The following is a 20,761-nucleotide window of genomic DNA, read 5'->3' on the forward strand; positions in this document are numbered from 1 at the left end:
CGTTGATGAACCTTTGACCATAGGTTCACAATGGACAAGAACCAGCTCGACGGGCTCCTGGCCCTGAAGCTCATCGCGGACAAACGCAGCTTCACCGCCGCGGCCAAGACACTCAAGGTCTCGCCGTCGGCGATCAGCAAGATGATCAGGCAGTTCGAAGCGCGGCTTGGCGTGACCCTTCTGACGCGGACCACGAGGGCGACGAGCCTGACGGAAGCCGGCGAGAGGTTTCTAAGCCAGGCGGGGCCGGCGCTGGAGCTGATCCTTGCCGCGATGAAGGATGCCGGGAATTTTGCAGAGAAGCCGGCCGGCCGGTTGCGGTTGAATATACCGCAGTTGATCTATCCAAATTTTCTGAAAGCCGTCGTTCTGAGCTTTGTCAAAAAATACCCCGACGTCACGGTTGAGCTCTTCTTCGAAAACGCGGCAACCAACATTTTCGAGAGAGGGTTCGATGCGGGGATCAGGGTCTCCGATATCCTGGCCCAGGACATGGTGGCACTCAAGCTGTTCGGCCCGGTTCGTTGGGTGATCGCGGGTGCGCCTGGATATTTCGACAAGTTCGGTCGCCCGGAGCACCCCAAGGATCTGCTGTCGCACGGCTGCATCTGCGTCGGCGCGGGCGAGCGTGTCTACGACCGCTGGGAATTCGAGAGCGAGGACAAGGAATTCGCAGTGCAGGTCACGGGCTCTCTCATCATGAATGATGCAACGCTCGCGCTGGACGCGGCCCTTGGCGGTGTCGGACTCCTCTATGCGAGTGAAAACGCCATCATAGACAAAATTGAGGCTGGAAACCTTGAAGTCGTCCTGGATCGATACGCAGCGACCAGCACCGGGGTATATCTCTACTACCCTCGGCGCTCCCAGGTTCATCCGAAGCTCCGAGCCTTCATTGAACATGTGAAGGAGTATCAACATTCAATCAGATAATACCAGCGGCCGGAAATATTGACCCGTCATGGCGAGCCCGCCCCTTACGCCTATAGGGGGCGTGGCCATCCAAGCGGCACCGGCCTCTGGACGGCTACGTCGGCTTCGCCTCCTCGCCATGACGAAGAAGGGCTTGGAGAGTCGAACTCAAAGGCTGTCGGTGTTGGAAACCGCTTGGAGATGCGATGGTGTGAGCTGGCTGGTGATGGCTCGCGAGCGGCCGGGTCAGTTTGATCGCGGCATCGATGCGCGCAACACCTCGATGAAGGCACGCAACGCCGGCGGCATCTGCCGGCGGCCGGGGTGGTACAGGTAGAAGCCCGGGAAGCGCGGCGACCAGTCGCGCAGCACCCGTTGCAGCCGCCCGGCCGCGACATCGGCCTCAGCCTGGCGGTCGAGCAGATAGGCAATGCCGACGCCGCCCAGCGCCGCCTGCAGCATCAGCGCGGCGTCGTTGACCACCAGCGGCCCGTCCACCGCCAGCACGACCTCCTGCCCGCCCTGCTCGAACTCCCAGCGATACAGGTCGCCGCCGCCCGGCCAGCGGAAGCGCAGGCAGCGGTGGCGGTGCAGGTCGGCCGGACTCTGCGGCACGCCATGCTCGGCGAAATAGTCCGGCGTCGCCACCGCCGCCAGCTCCAGCGAACCGGTCAGCGGCACCGCCACCATGTCGCGCTCCAGCGTCTCGCCCAGTCGGATGCCGGCGTCGAAGCGGCCGGCGACGATGTCGGTGATGGAGTCGTCGACCACCACCTCCAGCTCGACGCCGGGATGGGCGCTATGGAACCGGCCCAGCGCCGGGCCGACCAGATGCGCGGCGGCGAAGCGCGGCACGTTGATGCGCAGACGGCCGGCGGGGGAGTCGCGGAAGCGGTTCACCTCCTGCACCGCCTGGTCGAACTCGACGAAGAGCGGGCGCAGCCGGTCCAGCAGGCGCTCGCCCGCCTCGGTCGGGGTGACGCTGCGGGTGGTGCGGTTGAGCAGGCGGACGCCCAGCCGCTCCTCCAACCCGCGCAGGGTCTGGCTGAGGGCCGAGGGCGAGACGCCGAGGCGCTTCGCGGCTCGCGAGAAGCTCGCCGCCTCCGCCACCGCGGCGAAGGCCCGCAGCTCGGCATAGTCGCTGCCGCGCATTCTGCATGGTTTCCTTCAAGACCATTGAAGATTATGCGTCATTCCCTTCATGGAGGCGAGGCCGCATCCTCGGCGCCAGGACACCCGAGGGGGCCGCCATGAAGATCCTGATCGTCCATGCCCATCCCGAGCCGCGCAGCTTCAACGGCGCGCTGACCGGCACCGCCCGGCGCTGCCTGGCCGAGGCCGGGCACGAGTTGATCGTCTCCGACCTCACCGCCATGGGCTGGGACCCGCGCTCCGGCCGCGGCAACTTCACCGGCGCGTTGGACCCTGAGGTTTTCCGGCAGCAGCAGGAGGAGGCGCATGCCAGCGCGACCGGCGGCTTCGCGGCGGATGTGCAGGCTGAGCTGGACAAGCTGCTGTGGTGCGACGCGCTGGTGTTCCAGTTCCCGCTGTGGTGGTTCTCGCTGCCGGCGATGCTGAAAGGCTGGGTCGACCGGGTCTTCGCCATGGGCGCGGTCTATGGCGGCGGCGTCTGGTACGACCGCGGCCGTTTCGCCGGGCGCCGGGCCATGCTGTCGCTGACCGTCGGCGGCCCCGCCTCGATGTACGGGCCGGACGGGCTGAACGGCGACATCCACCAGCTGCTGTACCCGATCCAGCACGGCATGCTGCGCTTCACCGGCTTCGACGTGCTGCCGCCCTTCATCGCCTGGCAGCCGGCCCGGATCGGCGACGAGGGCCGGCGCGCGTATCTGGAGCAGTACCGGCAGCGGCTGCTGACGGTGGCGACCACCGAGCCGCTGCGCTTCCCGAGCCTCGACGATTACGACCCCGAGACCTACCGGCTGAAGACGGGGGTGGCGGCATGAGGATCATCGTCATCGGCGCCGGCGGCACGATCGGTTCGGCGGTGGCCGCGGCGCTGGAGCAGCGGCACGAGGTGGTGCGGGCGTCGCGGACCGGTTCGCCTTCGGTCGACATGGAGAATCCGGTGTCGATCGCGGCGCTGCTGGCGGCGGCCGGCCCGGTCGACGCGGTGGTTTGCTGCGCCGCCAGCGCCCGCATGGCGCCGCTCGACGCGCCGGACGAGGCGTTCCTGCACGGCCTGCACGGCAAGCTGCTGGGCCAGGTGGCGCTGCTGCGGCTGGCCCTGCCCCGGCTGCGCGACGGCGGCTCGGTCACCCTGACCGCCGGGACCATCGACCCGGCGATGGCCGGCGCCGCCTTCGGCGCGCTGGTCAATGCCGGGCTGGAGGCCTTCGTCCGCGCCGCGGCGCTGGAGCTGCCGCGCGGCCTGCGGGTCAACGCCGTCAGCCCCGGCTGGGTGCGCGAGACGCTGCGGGCGATGGGCCGGGACGGCGGCATGCCCGCGGCCGATGTCGCCCACGCCTATGTCGCGGCGGTGGAGGGACCGGCGCAGGGCCAAGTGATCAGGCCCTGACGCTGCTGCCAGGATCTGGCAGCATGACCCCATGTCGCGATCCGAACGCCTGCTGACTCTGATCCAGGTGCTGCGCCGCCACCGCCGGCCGGTCAGCGGGCGCGCGCTGGCGGCCGAGACCGGGGTCAGCCTGCGCACACTGTACCGAGACATCGCCACGCTGCAGGCGCAGGGCGCCGACATCGAGGGCGAGCCCGGGCTGGGCTATGTGCTGCGGCCCGGCTTCATGCTGCCGCCGCTGATGTTCTCGGAGGACGAGATCGAGGCGCTGGTGCTGGGTTCGCGCTGGGTCGCGCAGCGCGCCGACGACCGGCTGGGCGACGCCGCCCGCAATGCGCTGGCCAAGATCGCGGCGGTGCTGCCGGACGATTTGCGCCAGGGCCTCGACGCCAATGCGCTGCTGGTCGGGCCCGGCCAGGCGATCGCCGGCGGCAGCATCGACCTCGCCGCGGTGCGCCGGGCGATCCGGGCCGAGCACAAGCTGGCGATCGCCTATCGCGGCCCGGAGGGGGCGGAGACGCGACGGGTGATCTGGCCCTTCGCGCTGGGCTTCTTCGACCAGGTCCGCATGGTGGTGGCGTGGTGCGAGCTGCGCCAGGGCTTCCGCCATTTCCGCACCGACCGGATCCTGGAGCTGGCGGCGCTCGAGGCGCGCTATCCGCGCCGCCGCCTGATGCTGCTGAAGGAATGGCGCGAGATGCAGGGCATCTCTTAGAGGCCCTTTGGAAATGCTACTGTCGCGGCCGTCTGGCGGCGGTTTCTGCGCTTCCGGTGCTCACGGACTTTAACGTCCGCTGCGCGCCGGTTCTCGAAACCACCACCAGCCGACTCACGCCAGCGCATTTCGAAAGGGCCTCTCGCGCGACTGATGCTGCCGGAAACTGTCAGCATGGGCATGCATCCTGGGCTCGTCATCACCCAGGAGAACCGCGATGCCGATCCCCAGCTACACCCTGCTCTATGTCGACAACCCGCCGGCCAGCGCCGCCTTCTATGCCGGGCTGCTGGGCCGCGAGCCGATCGAATCCGCGCCCACCTTCGCCCTGTTCCTGCTCGATGGCGGGGCCAAATTGGGGTTGTGGTCGCGGCACACGGTCGAGCCGGCGGCGACGGCGGCCGGCGGCGGCGCCGAGATCGGCTTCAGCGTCGCCGACGCCGCCACGGTCGAGACCATCCATGCCGAGTGGCGCGACCGCGGCCTGCCGATCCTGCAGCCGCCGACGGAGTTGGATTTCGGCTACACCTTCGTCGCCCTCGACCCCGATGGCCACCGACTGCGGGTGTTCGCGCTGACGGTGTAGACAAACGCGGCGCCGGCTGGTCGAGTAGCGGATCGCGCCCGGCCGGCGGCCCGCCGGGGCGACGGGACCCCGGGGCCGTGGAATCATCGCCCGTGACCGACCTGTCCCAGATCTCCGCCGCCGTCCTCGGCCGCCTCTACCTCGCCGGCGCGACCGACCCGGTCACCGCGACCGAGTCCTTTTTCGACCGCATCCGCGCCTGCCCGGACAAGGCGATCTTCCTGCTGCTGACCGAGGAGCGGGCGCGGCGCGAGGCCGAGGCTAGCCGGCAGCGCTACCGCGCCGGCCGGCCGCTGGGACCGCTGGACGGAGTGCCGGTCGCCTGGAAGGACCTGGTCGACCTGGAGGGTACCGTCACCACCGCCGGGGCCGAGGTGCTTCGAAACGCCTCGCCGGCCAAGGCCGACGCGCCGATCGCCCGTCACCTGGCCGCCGCCGGCATGGTCAGCCTGGGCAAGGTCAATCTCAGCGAGTTCGCCTATTCCGGCCTCGGGCTGAACCCGCATTACGGCACGCCGCTGAACCCGTTCGACGCGGCGACGCCGCGGGCGCCCGGCGGCTCCTCCTCCGGCTCCGCCGTCGCGGTGGCGCGCGGCCTGGCGCCTTGTGCCATCGGCACCGACACCGGTGGCTCGGTGCGCATCCCGGCCGCGTTCAACGGGCTGGTCGGCCTGAAGACCTCCGAGGACGGGATCGACAAGGCCGGCGTGTTCCCGCTGTCCCAGACCTTGGACACGATCGGCCCGCTGGCCCGGACGGTGGAGGATTGCATCCTGCTGGATGCCGCGCTGCGTGGCGCCGTCGCCACCGACATCCGCCGCGCCGAGCTGTCCGGCCTGCGCCTGGTGGTGCCGGAAAACGTCGTGTTCGACCAGGCCGAGGATGGCGTGGTCGCCAATTTCGAACAGGCGCTGTCGGTACTGGCCGCCGCCGGGGCCAAGGTCGAGCGCCGGCGCATCGCGATCATCGACGAGATGTTCGCAACCGGCGCCGCCCATGGCTCGCTGACGGCGGCGGAGGCCTATGCCTTCCACCGCGAGCTGATGGAGGGGCCGGACGCCGCGCGCGTCGACCCGCGCATCACCTCGCGCATCGACGGCGGCAAGCGGATGACGGCGCTGGACCTGCTGGCGATCCAGGCCATGCGCAAGCGGCTGACCGCGGCGCTCGCGGCCGAACTGGACGGCGCCCTGCTGGCCTTCCCCACCGTGCCGCATGCGGCGCCGGAGATCGCGCCCTTGGAGGCCGATGTCGAGCTGTACCACCAGGTCAACCTGCGCAGCCTGCGCAACACCATGATCGGCAACATCCTGACCATGTGCGGCCTGGCCCTGCCGACCGGCCTCGACGGGCGCGGCCTGCCGACCAGCCTGCTGCTCTCCGCCCCCGCCGGCGACGATGCCCGGCTGCTGGCCATCGGCCTGGCCGCCGAGGCCGCCGGCATCGACCGGCGCGGCTGATCGAAAGGCCCGGCCGATCCCCCGGCCGGGCCTTTCTCCCCTCCACCGCCCCCCGACGGTCTCTCAAACCGCGCTGAAGCTGCGGTCGATGGTGCTGGCGACGTCGACCCGGTCGCGCAGGATGCCGAACTTCACCGTCAGGTCGGCGGCGCGCTGCAGCTCTGCCACCACCGCATCGTCGAGGGCGACGAAACCGACCTGCTGCTGCTCGGTCGACCGCTGCACCACCGCCTCCGGGATCTTCGACAGCCCGGCATAGTAGCGGGCGTAGTCCGCCGGATGGGCGCGGACCCAGGCGCGGCCGGCGCTGAGCCGGCCGAGGAAGTCCTGCAGCGCCGCATGCTTGGCCGCGATCGCGTCGACATGGGCGGCGACCAGGGTGATGGTCGGCGACAGGCCGCGCCCATCCGCCACCACCCGGGCACCGCGCTCCAGGATCTCGGTCGAGACATAGGGCTCCCACACCGCCCAGGCGTCGATCGCGCCGGCCGCCAGCGCCGACCGCGCCTCCGGCGGCGGCAGCAGCACGATCTCGACCTCGGACGGATCGATGCCGGCCTGCTTCAGCGTCGCCAGGATCAGGAACTGGCCCCAGCCGGCGCGGGTGCCGGCCACCCGCTTGCCCTTCAGGTCCTGCACGCTTTGGATCGGCGAGTCGGACCGCACCAGGATCGCCTGGGTGCGCGGATCGGCCCGATAGGCGCCGATGGCGCGCAGCGGCGCCCCGGCGGCAAAGACGGTGAAGAAGGACAGGTCGCCCATCATCCCGACATCCAGCGCACCGGCGTTCAGCGCCTCGAGCAACGGCTGGGCGGCCGGGAACTGCTTCCAGTCGATGGCATAGGGCAGGTTCTCCGCCTGGCCCGAGACCTCGATCACCGACCGATTGCCGAACAGCTGGTCGCCGACCTGCAGCGCCGTCTCCTGCGCTTGGCCAGGACGGGACAACGCCAGCAGCGGCAGGCCGAGGGCGAGGCGCGACAGGTCACGGCGGCTGAGGGTGTTTCGCATCGGCGTCAATCCAGCAGGTCGGGTTCGGCCGCGACGATCCAGTCCCAGAGCGGCTTGAAGCTGAGCGCGCCGCCGGTCGGGCCGCCGACCCGGTCATAGGTGAACTTGGCCGTGTCGTGGTCCAGCACGATCGGCTTGCCCGCGGCCTCGGCCAGCAGCTGGGCATGGGCGGCGTTGTCCATGGCGATGTACCACCACGCCGCCGCCTCGACCGACGGGCCGGCGGTGAGGAAGCCGTGATTCTGCAGGATCACCGCCTTGCGGTGGCCCAGCGCCGAGACGATGCGCTGGCCTTCCTCCGCCTCCAGCACCACGCCGTGGAATTCGCCGTAGAGGCCGTGGTCGCCGTAGAAGGTGCAGGAATCCTGGGTGATCGGGTCCAGGAGCCGGCCCAGCGTCGACCAGGCCTTGCCATAGGTCGAATGGGTGTGGGCGGCGGCAACCACGTCCGGCCGCGCCTTGTGGATCGCGGCATGGATGACGAAGGCGGCCTCGTTGATCGGCTGGTCGCCGGCGACGATCTCGCCGTGTTCGTTGACCAACTGCAGGTCGGAGACGCGGATCTGGCCGAAATGCTTGCCCAGCGGATTGACCCAGAAATGGTCGGTCAGCTCCGGGTCGCGCGCCGTGATGTGGCCGGCCAGGCCCTGGTCGAAGCCGCGGCGGGCGAAGATGCGGAAGGCGGCGGCCAGGCGCTGCTTGCGGTGCAGCCGCTCCGCCTCCAGCGAATTGTGCTGCGGCAGGGTGAAGAAGTCCCGGGCGCGGGTGGCGACGGTGGCTTGGCTCATGGGGTCGGTCCTCGCAAGGGGGTCAGGCGCTCTTGGCCAGCAGTTCGCCGTAGCGGCGGTCGAACAGGGGAGCGACGTCGATCGGGCCGGGCACCAGGCCGAGCTCGATGAAGGTGTCGGCGACGGCCTGGACCGAGGCGACGGCGTCGTCGGTCACCGGCTTCAGGTCGTTGGGCTGGCTGGCGTTACGCAGCTGGCCCAGCACGATGTCGCGCGGCACGCCGATGGCATCGCTGAAGATCGTCGCCCAGTCCTCGATATGGGCCTGCTGCCAGGCCCAGGCCCGCTTGATGCGCAGCAGGTAGTCGCCGATCGCCGCCGACAGCTTCGGGTCTTCCAGCGCCTCGGCCCGGGCGGCGTAGATGTAGTTGCCGGAAAGGTAGCCATTGGCGGTGACCAGCACCCGGGCGCCGGAGGCGGCAATGGTGATCGGCACGGAGTAGCCGTAGATCGCCCAGGCGTCGATGGCACCCTGGTCGAAGGCGGCACGGCCGTCGGCCGGGGTCAGCGGCACGCCGGTGATGTCGGCGAAGGACAGGCCCACGGCCTTCAGGATCCGGGCGAGATAATACTGGGTGGTGGTGGCGCGGACATAGCCGACGCGCTTGCCGGCGAGGTCGGCGGGCGCCCGGATCGGGCTGTCCTTCGGCACCAGGACGACTTGGTTGTTGACGTCGTCGGCGATGATCGCGACCGCCTTGATCCGGGCGCCGGAGGCGGCGGCGAAGACCGGCGGGATCTCGCTCATCGACCCGACATCGATGGCGCCGGCATTCATCGCCTCGACGATCACGTTGCCCGAGGCGAACTCGCCGAAGCTCAGCGCATAGGGCGTGTCGAGCTGCCCGGCGGCGCGCAGCAGGTTGTCCTCACGGCCCTTGTACTTGGCGGCGCGCAGGGTGACGCCGGACCCGGCCTGGGACAGGCCGGGCGCCAGCGCCAGGAGGCCGGCGCCGCCGGCCAGCAGCGAGCGGCGCGACAGGATGATGGGCACGGGCGTTCCTTCGGTGGGCGTGGACGCGGCAATGCGGGATTCGATGTGGATTAGGTGAATATACAAATCTTAATGAGTCAAATTGAAATTTAGAACATTCTATTTTTGTTATTTCTCTGCAAGCCGCACCCAGCTTCTCCGTCATTGCGAGCGCAGCGAAGCAATCCAGGGCCACCTGCATCGGCCCCTGGATTGCTTCGTCGGCTTCGCCTCCTCGCAATGACGGTGAGGAGCCTCCTATTCGCCCCGGAAGGCACCTTCCGAGACGATGCTGCTCAGCGGCTTGCGGTTGTTCGGCATTTCGCGCTCCTGCAGCTTCTCCGGCAGGACCGACCTGTCGCCCAGCCGGCCGATGGCGATGGCGGCGTCGGCGCCGTAGTCGGGCGGCAGACCGAGCAGAGAGCGCGCCTTGTCGCGGTCGAAGCCGGACATGCCGTGGGTGTGCCAGCCGGACAGGAGGGCCTGCAGGGCGAAGTTCGACCAGGCGGCGCCGGCGTCGAAGGAATGGGTCGGCAGCGGGGTCTCGCCCTTGCCGGGCTGGTCGAACTTCGTCTTGGACGTGACGATCACCAGCGCCGCCGCGTGCTGCGCCCAGCCGCGGTTCCATTCGTTCAGGATCTCGAGGAAGACCGGCCAGCGCGCCGTGCCGCGGCGGGCATAGATGAAGTGCCAGGGCTGCGAGTTGTAGGCGGAAGGCGCCCAGCGCGCCGCCTCGAAGCAGCGCAGCAGCTCCGATTCCGGGATCGCCTCCTCGGTGAAGGCGCGCGGCGACCAGCGTCGCAGGAACAGGGCATCGATGTCGTGCTCGGCCACGCGGCCGTTGAGGCTGGTCATGTCGACTCCATGGGCCGGTCCGGACGAAGGGCGGGCTTCGGCTAATCGCGAAAGGCCATTGTGATACCGGCCAAAGCGCCATCAAAACAAATTACTCATGTTTAATTATCCGGCATCGCTGCCATGCAGCAGCAGCCGCAGCGCCGATTCCGGGATCACAGATCGACATAGAATCAATAAATATCAGTCGGTTACATATTATACATAGATTTATTGATCTATATTTCAGAATCACATTGACTCAGAAATATCGTTAGTCATGATCTACATATCAGCGACGCCCGCTGTCGCCTCCCCGCTTTCCCGGCAACAGGACATCGCGCCTTGGCCACGCTTTCGCTGACCCAGCCTGCCGGCGGCTTCCGGATCGAGCGGTTCCGCCGCTTCATCCCGCCCCTGGTGATCATCCTGCTGTGGCAGGCCGGCTCCTCCGCCGGGCTGATCCCGGCCCGGTCGATCGCCTCGCCGGCGACCATCATCGCCACCTTCTGGACGCTGCTGGCCTCGGGCGAGCTGCTGCAGCACCTGCTGGTCTCGCTGGGCCGGGTCACCGCGGGCCTGGCCATCGGCGTCACCACCGGCGCCGGGCTGGCGCTGGTGGCCGGGCTGTCGCGGCGCGGCGAGGATCTGGTCGACGCCACCATGCAGATGCTGCGCACCCTGCCCTTCCTGGCGCTGGTGCCGCTGTTCATCCTGTGGTTCGGCATCGGCGAGACGCCGAAGATCGCGCTGGTCGCGCTCGGCTCGGCCTTCCCGATCTACCTGACGCTGTTCGCCGGGATCCGCGGCGTCGACGCCAAGCTGGTCGAGGCCGCCAGCGTGTTCGGCCTGTCGCAGCGCGAGCTGGTGCGCCAGGTGATCCTGCCGGGCGCCCTGCCCTCGGCCCTGGTCGGGCTGCGCTATTCGCTCGGCTCGGCCTGGCTCAGCCTGGTGATCGGCGAGCAGATCAACGCCTCCAGCGGCATCGGCTACCTGGTGATGACCGCGCGCGACTTCCTGCGCACCGACATCATCTTCGTCGGCCTGATCGTCTACGCCCTGCTCGGCCTCGGCGCCGACCAGCTCGTCCGCGGCATCGAGCGCAGCGTGCTGCGCTGGCGCCCCAGCTTCGTGAAGGAGTGAGCTTCGTGCCCCTCTCCGCCGCCCGCCAGCGGGCCGACACCGAACCCGCCGCTGCCCGCCCGGACCTCGTCCGCATCCGCGGCCTGACCCGGTCCTTCGGCGGCCCGAACATCCTCGACAATCTCGACCTCGATATCCCCGACGGCGCCTTCGTCGCCCTGCTGGGCCGCAGCGGCTCCGGCAAGTCGACGCTGCTGCGCACCCTGGCGGGGCTGGACCCAGCCCCTTCCGGCACCGTCACCGTGCCGTCGGAGCGCACCGTGGTGTTCCAGGAGCCGCGGCTGCTGCCGTGGAAGAGCGTCTGGCGCAACGTCGCGCTGGGCCTGCCCGGGGCCGGCGCCCGCGACCGCGCGGTCGCGGCGCTGCAGGAGGTCGGGCTGTCGCACCGGATCGACGCCTGGCCGCTGACCCTGTCGGGCGGCGAGGCCTCGCGCACCGCTTTGGCCCGGGCGCTGGTGCGCGAGCCGCGCCTGCTGCTGCTGGACGAGCCCTTCGCCGCGCTGGACGCGCTGACCCGGATGAAAATGCAGGGGCTGGTCGGGTCGCTGTGGCAGGCACATCGCCCGGCAGTGCTGCTGGTCACCCACGACGTCGACGAGGCGCTGCTGCTGGCCGACCGGGTGCTGGTGCTGGCCGAGGGCCGGATCGCCACCGACATCCCGATCACGCTGGACCGGCCGCGCCGCCACGGCGACCCCGGCTTCGTCCGGCTGCGCACCAGGCTGCTGGCCGATCTCGGCGTCGACGAGTTCGAGGGCGAGGCGGTGCCGGCCGCTCCCCGTCCCGCCGGCCGACCGATTTCGGCCGGGCATGGCGCCCCGGCCGCTGTCGGAGCCTGAGCATGGTTTTGGCCCGGCCGGACCAGCCGCTCCGCAGCGTCCCCCTGCATCGTGTCGGGGCGCCACCGACCCTGGCGGAGACCGTGGCCGCCCTGGCCACGGAGTTCTCCCGGACGGCGGCGGAGCATGACCGCAGCGGCGCCTTTCCCTTTGCCAATTTCGACCGGTTGGCCGAGGCGAGCCTGCTGGCCCTGGTCACGCCGCGCCGCTTCGGCGGGCTGGGCGGCGGGCTGCAGGACGCCGCCGCGGTGATCGGCGGCATCGCCCGGGGCGAGCCGTCGACCGCGCTGGTGCTGTCGATGCAGTACCTGCAGCACGCCTCGATGGAGGAGCGCGGCTGGCCGGCGCATCTGGCGGAGCGGCTGGGCCGCGAGGCCGCCGCCGGCGTGTCGCTGATCAACGCGCTGCGGGTGGAGCCGGAGCTGGGCACCCCGGCCCGCGGCAGGCTGCCGGCGACGGTGGCGCGGCGGACGCCGGAGGGCTGGCGCGTCTCCGGCCACAAGATCTTCGCCACCGGCATCCCGATCCTGTCCTGGCTCGCCGTCTGGGCCGTGACCGACGAGACCGAGCCGCGAATCGGCACCATCCTGGTGCCGGCGAACTCGCCCGGCATCCGCGTGGTGGAGAGCTGGGACCAGCTCGGCATGCGCGCCACCAACAGCCACGACGTGATCCTGGAGGATGTACTGGTGCCGCTGGACCATGCGGTCGACCTGCGCCCGCCCGCGGCGTCGCGCACGCCGGAGCCGGTGAAGTCGGCCTGGGGCGCGGTGCTGATCGGCGCCCTGTATGACGGCATCGCCCGCGCCGCGCGGGACTGGTTCGTCGAGTTCCTGAAGACCCGGACCCCGGCCAATCTCGGCGCGCCGCTGGCCACCTTGCCGCGGATGCAGGACGCGGTCGGCGAGATCGAGACCCTGCTCGCCGTCGACGCCCGGCTGCTCGCCAGCGCTGCCCGCGACGTCGATGACGGCCGTCCGCCGACGCCGACCGAGAGCGGCATCGTCAAGCTGACCATCACCGGCAACGCCATCGCCGCAGTCGAGACCGCGGTGCGGCTGACCGGCAACCCCGGCCTGGCCCGCGCCAACCCGCTGGAGCGGCATTACCGCGACGTGCTGTGCGCCCGCATCCACACGCCGCAGGACGATTCCATCCGCCTTGCCGCCGGGCGCCTCGCCCTCGGCCTTTGACATCGCTTCGAGGATCTTGCCATGAGCGTCGAATTCATCGGTTTCATCGGCACCCGCGACTTCTCCGAGACCCGCCCCGCCAGCGGGCCGGTGATCGACGTGCCCTATATCGAGACGGTCGCCCGGGCGCATGAGGCCGCCGGCTTCGACCGCGCCCTGGTCGCCTTCCACTCGACCTCGCCGGAAAGCATCCTGATCGCCGGCCATGCCGCGTCGGTGACCGAGAAGCTGGGGCTGATGATCGCCCACCGGCCCGGCTTCACCGCCCCGACGCTGGCGGCGCGGCAGTTCGCAACGCTGGACCAGCTGACCGGCGGCCGCGTCGCCGTGCACATCATCACCGGCGGCGACGATGCCGAGCTGCGCCAGGACGGCGACTTCCTGACCAAGGATGAGCGCTATGCCCGCACCGACGAGTATCTGGGCATCCTGCGCAAGATCTGGACCAGCGACGCACCCTTCGACCATGACGGGCCGCATTACCGGTTCGAGCGCGGCTTCTCGACCGTCAAGTCGGTGCGGCCGCCGCACATCCCGGTCTATTTCGGCGGCGCCTCCGACGCGGCGATCGCGGTGGCCGGCCGGCATGCCGACATCTACGCGCTGTGGGGCGAGACCCATGCCCAGGTGCGCGAGCTGACCGGCCGGGTGCGGGCATCGGCGGCGAGGCACGGGCGGCAGCTGCGCTTCAGCCTGTCGCTGCGGCCGATCCTGGCCGAGACCGAGGAAAAGGCCTGGGCCCGCGCCGATGCGATCCTGGAGCAGGCGCGCGCGGTGCAGGACAAGACCGGCTACAAGCGCACCGCCGAGCCCGCCAATTCCGGGTCGCAGCGCCTGCTGGAAGCGGCCGCGCAGGGCCCGCGGCTGGACAAGCGGCTGTGGACCGGCATCGCCGCCCTGACCGGCGCCAAGGGCAACTCCACCGCGCTGGTCGGCACGCCGGAGCAGGTGGCCGACGCGCTGCTGGACTATTACGACCTCGGCGTCACCACCTTCCTGATCCGCGGCTTCGACCCGCTGGACGACGCCATCGATTACGGCCGCGAGCTGATCCCGCTGACCCGCATGCTGGTCGCCGAGCGTGCGCGGGCCAACGCGACGGCAGCGGAGTGAACGCCAATCTTTCCCGCCTCTTCTTCATTGTCATGCCCGGGCTTGACCCGGGCATCCAGAAGGCCTCGACACCCTCTGGATTGCCGGGTCAAGCCCGGCAATGACAGCAAAAACAAGGGCCCGATAATGAGCCTGTCCGGAGTTCCTACCATGAAGCGCATCCTGGCCGGGCTGGCCCTGGCCCTGGCGATCACCGGCGCGGCCAATGCCGAGACGGTGCTGCGGGTCGGCGACCAGAAGGGCAACGCCCGGTCGGTGATGGAGGCGGCGGGCGTGTTGTCCGACCTTCCCTATCGGATCGAATGGAGCGAGTTCCCGGCTGCAGCCCCGCTGCTGGAGGCGCTGAACGCCGACGCCATCGATGCGGGCAGCGTCGGCGACGCGCCCTTCACCTTCGCCGCCGCCGCGGGGGTGCCGGTCAAGGCGATCGCGGCGATCCGGTCGAAGCAGGACGGCCTGGCCATCGTCGTGCCCAAGGACTCGCCGGTGCAGGGGCTGCAGGACCTGGTCGGCAAGACCGTCGGCACCGGCCGCGGCTCGATCGGCCACCAGCTGATCCTGGCGGCGCTGGAGCAGGCCGGGCTGAAGCCGGACGCGGTCACCATCGTCTACCTGCTGCCGGCGGAGGCCAAGGCCGCGCTGTCCAGCGGCGCCATCGACGGCTGGTCGACCTGGGAGCCCTACACCTCGCAGCTGGAGCTGCAGGAGGGCGCCCGCCGCGTCGTCACCGGCGTCGGCATCACGCCGGGCCTGAGCTTCCTGGTCGCCCGGCCGGATGCGATCGAGGCCAAGCGCGCGGCGCTGCAGGATTTCGTCGGCCGGCTGGCCAAGGCCCGCAACTGGGGCACCAGCAACTACCCGGCCTATGCCGAAATCTGGAGCAAGCTGGTCGGCCTGCCGCAGGAGGTGGCGCTGCAATACCTGTCGCGCCAAGCGGTGCGGCCGGTGGCGATCGACGACACCGTGGTCGCCGACGAACAGAAGACCATCGACCTCTATTTCCGCGCCGGGCTGATCCAGACGCAGCTGGACGCCGGGACCGTGCTCGACCGGTCGTTCAACGACCCGGTGCTGGCGGAGCTGGCGAAGAAATGAGCCTCGACACCCTTCTCGCTTTAGCCGCAGCCGGCCTGGAGCCTTGGGAAGAACGCCACTCGCCGGTGACCAATGACGGCTTCCGCGGCGCCATGCGCCACCTGGCGGGGGCAGTCAGCATCGTCACCGCCGGGCTGGGATCGGAGCGCAACGGCCTGACCGCCACCTCGGTGGTGTCGCTGTCGGCCGATCCGCCGACCGTGCTGGTCTGCGTCAACCGCTCGGCCTCGGCCTGGCCGCTGCTGGTCCGGCACGCGCATTTCGGGGTCAATGTGCTGGCCGCGTCGCAGCAGCCGGTCGCCGACCGCTTTGCCGGCCGCAACGGCGAGAAGGGCGAGGCCCGCTTCGCCGGCGCCCGATGGATCCAGCTGGCCAGCGGCGCGCCGATCCTGGCCGACGCGCTGGTCGCCTTCGACTGCACGCTGGAGGAACGGATCCAGCGCCACTCCCACGACATTCTGATCGGCCGGGTGCAGGCCCTGCACGGTGCCGGGGGCACGGGGGGTGCCCCCGGCACCGATCCGCTGCTGTATTGGCGCGGGGCCTATGGCGCGATCCGGCCGACCTGAGATCGGCCTTGCGGCTGTGGACGTTGCCGACGACATGATAGGACAGGGGCGCATCCGGCGCAGCCAACCCGGTCCTGAGGACAGCCATGAGCCGTGAGAGCTACAAGACAGCCCTGATCGTCGGCACCGGCAGCGGACTCAGCGCCTCGCTGACTCGGCTGCTCAGCCGCCAGGGCATGCGCGTCGCCGTCGCCGCGCGCGATACCGACAAGCTGAAGCCGCTGCTGGAGGAGACCGGCGCCGCCGCCTTTGCCGCCGACGCGTCGGACGCCCAGGCGGTGGCCGGGCTGTTCGACGCTGTGCAGCAGCGCATCGGCGACCCGGACGTCGTGATCTTCAACGCGAGCGCCCGGCTGCGCGGCCCGCTGGCCGACCTGAATCCGGCCGAGGTCCAGCGGGTGCTGGCGGTGTCGGCCTTCGGCGGCTTCCTGGTCGGGCAGCAGGCGGCCAAGCGGATGCTGGCGAAAAAGCGCGGCGCCATCCTGTTCACCGGCGCCTCCGCCAGCGTCAAGGGCTATGCCCGCTCCGCCCCCTTCGCCATGGGCAAGTTCGCGCTGCGCGGTCTGGCCCAGAGCATGGCGCGCGAGCTGTCGCCGCAGGGCATCCATGTCGCCCATGTCGTGATCGACGGCCAGATCCGCGAGGCCGGTCGCGAGGACCCGCCCGCCAAGCCGGACAGCACCCTCGACCCCGATGCCATCGCTCAGAGCTATCTCGACCTGCTGCGTCAGCCGCGCAGCGCCTGGAGCTGGGAGATCGAGTTGCGGCCCTGGGTGGAGACTTTCTGATTTCACGGTTCGGAGGGCCCATGGACACGATCGGTTGGTTGATCCACACGCTGGAGAGCCGGTTGCCCGAGCGGCCCGACGACCAGGCCGAGCCGCCGCGGCGGACGCGGCCGGCCGGCCCCCGCCTGCTGGACCGGGTCCGGGCCTTCGTCCGCCGCCCCCTGCCACGCTGACCACCGAGGCCTCGCCATGCCGGATGCCCTGACCCCGCCGGGCCTCGCCCCCGAATTCCTCGCCGGCCAGGCGCTGCTGCGCGAGAGCGGTATCGTCCAGGCCGACGTGCTGGCAACGCCGATCGTCGTCGCCCGCGGCCATGCCCAGACCCTGCAGGCCTTCCTGAATCAGGACGCCCCGCCTTTGGCTCGGGTCGAGGAGCTTATCCTGGCCCACCTGCCGGTGCCGGTGCGGGTGCGGCTGTACTACCCCGACGGCGCGACCCGGCCGCTGCCGGCCTATCTGCACGCCCATGGCGGCGGCTTCGCCCTCGGCGGCATCGACTCGCTGGACCGCTGGAAGCGTGAGGTGGCGCGCGACGCCCGGGTGGTGGTGGTCGGTCTGGACTACGCCCTGGCGCCCGAGCACAAATTCCCGACCGCGCGCGACCAGGTCGTCGGGGTGGTGCGCTGGCTGCGCGAGCACGCCGTGGCGCTGGGCCTCGATGCCGGCCGTATCGGCATCGGCGGCGATTCCGCCGGCGGCAATCTGGCGCTGGCCACGCTGCTGCGGCTGCGCGACCTGAGCGAACCGCTGCCGCGCTTCGGCGCCCTGGTCTACGGCATGCTGTCGGCCAACCACGACACCCCGTCTCATCGCGATTTCGGTGACGGCCGCTACGGCCTGTCGACCGCCAAGCTGGACTGGTTCTGGACCCAGTACCTGCCCGACCCGGCGCTGCGCGACGATCCCCAGGCGGTGCCGCTGACCGCCGATCTCGGCGGCCTGCCGCCGCTGCTGCTGCTCGCCGCCGGGCTGGACCCGCTGCTCGACGACACCCTCAACCTGGATCAGCGGCTGACCGGGATCGGCGCGGCGCACAGCCTGAAGCTCTATCCCGACATGCCGCACGGCTTCCTGGCGCAGACCCGCCTCTTGTCCCGCGCCCGCGAGGCCCGCGACGACGTGGTCGCGGCGTTGAAGCGGCATCTTGTCTGACAAGCCGGCCGCCGGGCATGGACAAGGCTCCGGCGGTTGACTATCGATAGCCTCATCGATTGGCCGTCTGGTCATCAGCGGACAGAGAAGAGGCATCAGATGAGCGGCGCGGATATCGCAGTCGTCGGCTTGGCCGTCATGGGCCGGAACCTCGCCTTCAACATGGCGGAAAAAGGTTTCCGGGTCGCGCTCTACAACCGCAGCAGCGAGAGGACCGACGAGGCGATGGCCCTGGCCGGCCCGCTGGCCGAGCGCCTCGTGCCCTGCCATACGCCGGAGGAGCTGGTGGCGGCGGTGAAGAAGCCGCGCGCGATCCTGCTGATGGTGCAGGCTGGCGCCGCGGTGGACGAGACCGCCGCCCGGCTGCAGCCGCTGCTGGACAAGGGCGATGCCCTGATCGACGCCGGCAACGCCAATTTCCACGACACGGTGCGGCGCGAGAGCGCCATGGACCAGGCGGGCCTCGCCTATCTCGGCGTCGGCGTGTCGGGCGGCGAGGAGGGGGCGCGCCACGGCCCGTCGATCATGGTCGGCGGCAAGCCCGAGGTCTATGGCCGGGTCGAGAAGATCTTCCGGGCGATCGCCGCCAAGTTCGAGGGCACGCCGTGCTGCGCCCTGCTGGGCACCGACGGCGCCGGCCACTTCGTCAAGACCATCCACAACGGCATCGAATATGCCGACATGCAGATGATCGGCGAGGTCTACGGCCTGCTGCGCCGCGGCCTGGGGCTGACCCCGGCCGAAATCGGCGACGTGTTCGAGCGCTGGTCGAAGGGCCCGCTATCCTCCTACCTGGTCGACATCACCGCCACGGTGCTGAAGACCACTGATCCCAAGACCGGCAAGCCGCTGGTCGACGTCATCGTCGACAGCGCCGGCCAGAAGGGCACCGGCCGCTGGTCGGCGATCGAGGCGCTGGCGCTGGGCGCCCCGGCCTCCTCGATCACCGCGGCGGTGGAGGCGCGCGGCGTCTCGGCCGAGCGCGCCCTGCGCAAGACCCTGTCCGAGCGCTTCCCCGGCGCGGCCCAGAAGCTGACATTCGCCGGCAACCGCGAGGCGGCGATCGAGCTGCTGGAGAAGGCGCTGCTGGCCGGCAAGATCCTGGCCTATACCGAGGGCTTCGCCATCATGTCGGCGGCCTCGCGCGAATATGGCTGGAAGCTGCCGCTGGCCGAGGTCGCCCGGATCTGGCGCGCCGGCTGCATCATCCGCTCGACCCTGCTGGACCGCATCGCCTCGGCCTATGACCAGACGCCGGACATCGAGTCCCTGGTGCTGGCGCCGGGCCTGACGCCGCTGTTCGAGGGCGCCGCCGGGGCGCTGCCGGAGGTGGTGGCCGAGGCCTTCCGCCACGGCCATGCAGTGCCGGCCCTGTCGGCCGCGACCTCGCGCTGGCTGGCGCTGCGCCAGCCGCGCTCGACCGCCGACCTGACCCAGGGCCAGCGCGACTTCTTCGGCGCCCACGGCTTCGGCCGCATCGACGCCGAGGGGCAGCACCACGGCCCGTGGAGCCAGGCACACGGCTGAGCGGAGCGAGGGCGGCCGCCCCTTGTCCTTCCCGATCGCCTGGCTCGACCTGCGCGAGCCTGCGGACCACGCCGCCCGGCATTCCGGGCTGCGCGGCGCCGCTGCGGCCCTCGTCGGGGCCGGCGGGCTGGTCGTGGATCTGGGCTGCGGCACCGGATCGACCGTGCGGGCGCTGCAGCCGCACCTCGCCCGTTCCGTCCGGTGGCGGCTGGTCGATCATGATGCGGCGGTACTGCGCGAGGCCGGTCGGAGAACGGGTGCCGAAACGGTGCTCTGCGAACTGGCCCGCGAAGATCCGCCGATCGAGGGCGCCGCGCTGGTCACGGCTTCGGCGCTGCTGGATCTGGTGTCCGAGGCGTGGGTCGAGCGTCTGGCGGATGCCCTGAAAGCCCGTCGATGCCCATTCTATGCCGCACTCTCCTATGACGGGTGCCTGTCCTTCGATCCGGCGCATCCCGGCGACCCGGCGATGACCGCCGCCCTCAACGCGCATCAGCGGACCGACAAGGAGTTCGGCCCGGCGCTGGGGCCGGACGGCGCGGAGGTGCTGGCCGCAGCCTTGCGGGCGCGGGGTTTCGAAGTCCGCGTCGAAGCGAGCCCGTGGCGCCTCGGGCCGGGCGACGCCGAGTTGGTCGCCGCGCTGCTGCCCGGGATCGCCGCCGTGGCCGCCGGATGGGACGGCCTGGCGAGGAGCGAGGTCGAGGACTGGCTGGCGTTCCGGCAGGGCCGGGCCGCGGACGGGCAATGCCTGGTCGGGCATGTGGATCTTCTGGCGACCCTCTGATCAGGTCGCCGTTCGCACGCCGCGCCGTCGCAGCAGCCAGCCGATATCGACGGCGAAGGACCAGGCCAGGGCCGCGAGCGCGACCGCAGCGACGACTACCGTCGCCGGGGGACGCGCGATCGGCAGCAGCATGACAAGCAGCGCGGCGTATTGGACGACGCAGACGGCTTTCCGGCGCAGCGATGGCGGCAGCGGCTGGGCAAGGGTCGGCCAGACGATGCCGGCCGCTACGAAGGCGTAGCGCATCAGGCCGATCAGCGCGACCCAGGCACCGGCCTTCTCCAGCAGGACCGCCAGGACCGAGAGGAGAAGGATGGTCAGCGCGTCGACCTCCATGTCGAAGCGCGCCCCGAAGCGTGAGGCCAAGGCCTGCCGGCGGGCCAGCACGCCGTCGACGCCATCCAGCACCAGCGCGACCGACAGCAGCACGACGCAGGTCCAGGCGACCCCGGCCGAGATCCGGCTGGGGTCGAGCAGCCCTTCCACCAACACTCCGGCGAAGATCGCGGCGATGCCCAGCCGCGTCAGCGTCATCAGATTGGCCGCGCCGAACCGCGGATGGGGGTGCCAGCCCTCGATCGTCACGGCGATCACGGCCGCGACCCCGGCATAGACCAGGAGCGTCGCGATCAGGAAGGGCGCGGCGACCGGGCTTGCGCCGGCGAGCGCCGCGGCCGTGCCGGTCAGCGCCGTCCCCACGCCCAGCAGGCACATCCAGGTCGTGAACAGGAGAGGGCGAT

At 70.5% G+C, this 20,761-nt stretch carries 23 protein-coding genes; 17 read left to right on the forward strand and 6 right to left on the reverse strand.

Going from position 1 to position 20,761, the window contains the following annotated elements:
* Positions 1-30 precede the first annotated feature (30 nt).
* A complete protein-coding gene (locus QFZ27_RS37710; protein ID WP_429232080.1) occupies positions 31-933 on the forward strand; it encodes a LysR family transcriptional regulator in 903 nt (300 codons plus the stop codon).
* Positions 934-1,158: 225 nt separating this feature from the next.
* Here the strand turns inward: QFZ27_RS37710 and QFZ27_RS37715 are convergent, their stop codons facing one another.
* Positions 1,159-2,064: a LysR family transcriptional regulator gene (locus QFZ27_RS37715; protein WP_429232081.1), complete on the reverse strand. Its 906-nt coding sequence runs from the start codon at positions 2,062-2,064 to the stop codon at positions 1,159-1,161.
* A 98-nt stretch (positions 2,065-2,162) separates the two neighbouring features.
* Here QFZ27_RS37715 and QFZ27_RS37720 point away from each other — a divergent pair, with 98 nt between their 5' ends.
* The 5 genes from QFZ27_RS37720 to QFZ27_RS37740 all read left to right on the forward strand — a co-directional run bounded on the left by QFZ27_RS37720 (position 2,163) and on the right by QFZ27_RS37740 (position 6,212).
* Positions 2,163-2,879: an NAD(P)H-dependent oxidoreductase gene (locus QFZ27_RS37720; RefSeq protein ID WP_429232082.1), complete on the forward strand. Its 717-nt coding sequence runs from the start codon at positions 2,163-2,165 to the stop codon at positions 2,877-2,879.
* Complete coding sequence (locus tag QFZ27_RS37725; RefSeq protein ID WP_429232083.1) at positions 2,876-3,451, forward strand: short chain dehydrogenase; 576 nt, start codon at positions 2,876-2,878, stop codon at positions 3,449-3,451. Before QFZ27_RS37720 ends, QFZ27_RS37725 begins: the two co-directional genes overlap by 4 nt.
* A 31-nt stretch (positions 3,452-3,482) precedes the next feature.
* Complete coding sequence (locus QFZ27_RS37730; RefSeq protein ID WP_429232084.1) at positions 3,483-4,166, forward strand: helix-turn-helix transcriptional regulator; 684 nt, start codon at positions 3,483-3,485, stop codon at positions 4,164-4,166.
* Between the two features lie 217 nt (positions 4,167-4,383).
* Positions 4,384-4,752 carry a VOC family protein gene (locus QFZ27_RS37735; RefSeq protein ID WP_429232085.1) on the forward strand — a complete coding sequence of 123 codons (369 nt, stop codon included), beginning with the start codon at positions 4,384-4,386 and terminating at the stop codon, positions 4,750-4,752.
* 92 nt (positions 4,753-4,844) lie between these two features.
* Entirely contained in the window at positions 4,845-6,212 is a 1,368-nt protein-coding gene (locus QFZ27_RS37740; RefSeq protein ID WP_429232086.1) for an amidase, read from the forward strand.
* Between the two features lie 63 nt (positions 6,213-6,275).
* Here the strand turns inward: QFZ27_RS37740 and QFZ27_RS37745 are convergent, their stop codons facing one another.
* From QFZ27_RS37745 to QFZ27_RS37760, 4 genes are all read right to left on the reverse strand, one after another.
* Positions 6,276-7,223, reverse strand: coding sequence for an ABC transporter substrate-binding protein (locus tag QFZ27_RS37745; RefSeq protein ID WP_429232087.1), 948 nt, complete (start codon positions 7,221-7,223; stop codon positions 6,276-6,278).
* A 5-nt stretch (positions 7,224-7,228) separates the two neighbouring features.
* Positions 7,229-8,011 (reverse strand): class II aldolase/adducin family protein, encoded by a 783-nt coding sequence (locus QFZ27_RS37750; protein WP_429232088.1) that lies wholly within the window; start codon positions 8,009-8,011, stop codon positions 7,229-7,231.
* A gap of 22 nt (positions 8,012-8,033) precedes the next feature.
* Positions 8,034-9,005, reverse strand: coding sequence for an ABC transporter substrate-binding protein (locus tag QFZ27_RS37755; RefSeq protein WP_429232089.1), 972 nt, complete (start codon positions 9,003-9,005; stop codon positions 8,034-8,036).
* Between the two features lie 237 nt (positions 9,006-9,242).
* A complete protein-coding gene (locus QFZ27_RS37760) occupies positions 9,243-9,839 on the reverse strand; it encodes a nitroreductase family protein (RefSeq protein ID WP_429232090.1) in 597 nt (198 codons plus the stop codon).
* A gap of 324 nt (positions 9,840-10,163) precedes the next feature.
* Between QFZ27_RS37760 and QFZ27_RS37765 the strand changes: the two genes are divergently transcribed.
* From QFZ27_RS37765 to QFZ27_RS37815, 11 genes are all read left to right on the forward strand, one after another.
* The gene (locus QFZ27_RS37765) at positions 10,164-10,961 is read left to right on the forward strand and encodes an ABC transporter permease subunit (RefSeq protein ID WP_429232091.1); all 798 of its coding nucleotides are present in this window, start codon (positions 10,164-10,166) and stop codon (positions 10,959-10,961) included.
* A gap of 5 nt (positions 10,962-10,966) precedes the next feature.
* A complete protein-coding gene (locus QFZ27_RS37770; protein WP_429232092.1) occupies positions 10,967-11,800 on the forward strand; it encodes an ABC transporter ATP-binding protein in 834 nt (277 codons plus the stop codon).
* Positions 11,801-11,802: 2 nt separating this feature from the next.
* On the forward strand, positions 11,803-12,993 hold the full coding sequence (locus QFZ27_RS37775) for an acyl-CoA dehydrogenase family protein (protein ID WP_429232093.1): 1,191 nt from the start codon (positions 11,803-11,805) through the stop codon (positions 12,991-12,993).
* Positions 12,994-13,014: 21 nt separating this feature from the next.
* On the forward strand, positions 13,015-14,106 hold the full coding sequence (locus tag QFZ27_RS37780; RefSeq protein WP_429232094.1) for an LLM class flavin-dependent oxidoreductase: 1,092 nt from the start codon (positions 13,015-13,017) through the stop codon (positions 14,104-14,106).
* 150 nt (positions 14,107-14,256) lie between these two features.
* Positions 14,257-15,201 (forward strand): ABC transporter substrate-binding protein, encoded by a 945-nt coding sequence (locus QFZ27_RS37785; protein WP_429232095.1) that lies wholly within the window; start codon positions 14,257-14,259, stop codon positions 15,199-15,201.
* Positions 15,198-15,770 carry a flavin reductase family protein gene (locus QFZ27_RS37790; protein ID WP_429232096.1) on the forward strand — a complete coding sequence of 191 codons (573 nt, stop codon included), beginning with the start codon at positions 15,198-15,200 and terminating at the stop codon, positions 15,768-15,770. Before QFZ27_RS37785 ends, QFZ27_RS37790 begins: the two co-directional genes overlap by 4 nt.
* A gap of 86 nt (positions 15,771-15,856) precedes the next feature.
* Complete coding sequence (locus QFZ27_RS37795; RefSeq protein WP_429232097.1) at positions 15,857-16,558, forward strand: SDR family NAD(P)-dependent oxidoreductase; 702 nt, start codon at positions 15,857-15,859, stop codon at positions 16,556-16,558.
* A gap of 20 nt (positions 16,559-16,578) precedes the next feature.
* Entirely contained in the window at positions 16,579-16,731 is a 153-nt protein-coding gene (locus tag QFZ27_RS37800; protein ID WP_429232098.1) for a hypothetical protein, read from the forward strand.
* 16 nt (positions 16,732-16,747) lie between these two features.
* Positions 16,748-17,710 (forward strand): alpha/beta hydrolase fold domain-containing protein, encoded by a 963-nt coding sequence (locus QFZ27_RS37805; RefSeq protein WP_429232099.1) that lies wholly within the window; start codon positions 16,748-16,750, stop codon positions 17,708-17,710.
* Between the two features lie 99 nt (positions 17,711-17,809).
* Positions 17,810-19,237, forward strand: coding sequence for an NADP-dependent phosphogluconate dehydrogenase (gene gndA / locus QFZ27_RS37810; protein ID WP_429232100.1), 1,428 nt, complete (start codon positions 17,810-17,812; stop codon positions 19,235-19,237).
* Positions 19,238-19,259: 22 nt separating this feature from the next.
* Entirely contained in the window at positions 19,260-20,021 is a 762-nt protein-coding gene (locus tag QFZ27_RS37815; RefSeq protein ID WP_429232101.1) for a class I SAM-dependent methyltransferase, read from the forward strand.
* Here QFZ27_RS37815 and QFZ27_RS37820 read toward each other — a convergent pair whose 3' ends face one another.
* Entirely contained in the window at positions 20,022-20,735 is a 714-nt protein-coding gene (locus QFZ27_RS37820) for a CDP-alcohol phosphatidyltransferase family protein (protein WP_429232102.1), read from the reverse strand. It lies immediately after the preceding gene.
* Between the last annotated feature and the right edge of the window lie 26 nt (positions 20,736-20,761).

Origin of the sequence: Inquilinus ginsengisoli, from assembly GCF_050434925.1 — a bacterium.
Lineage (GTDB): Bacteria > Pseudomonadota > Alphaproteobacteria > DSM-16000 > Inquilinaceae > Inquilinus > Inquilinus ginsengisoli_B.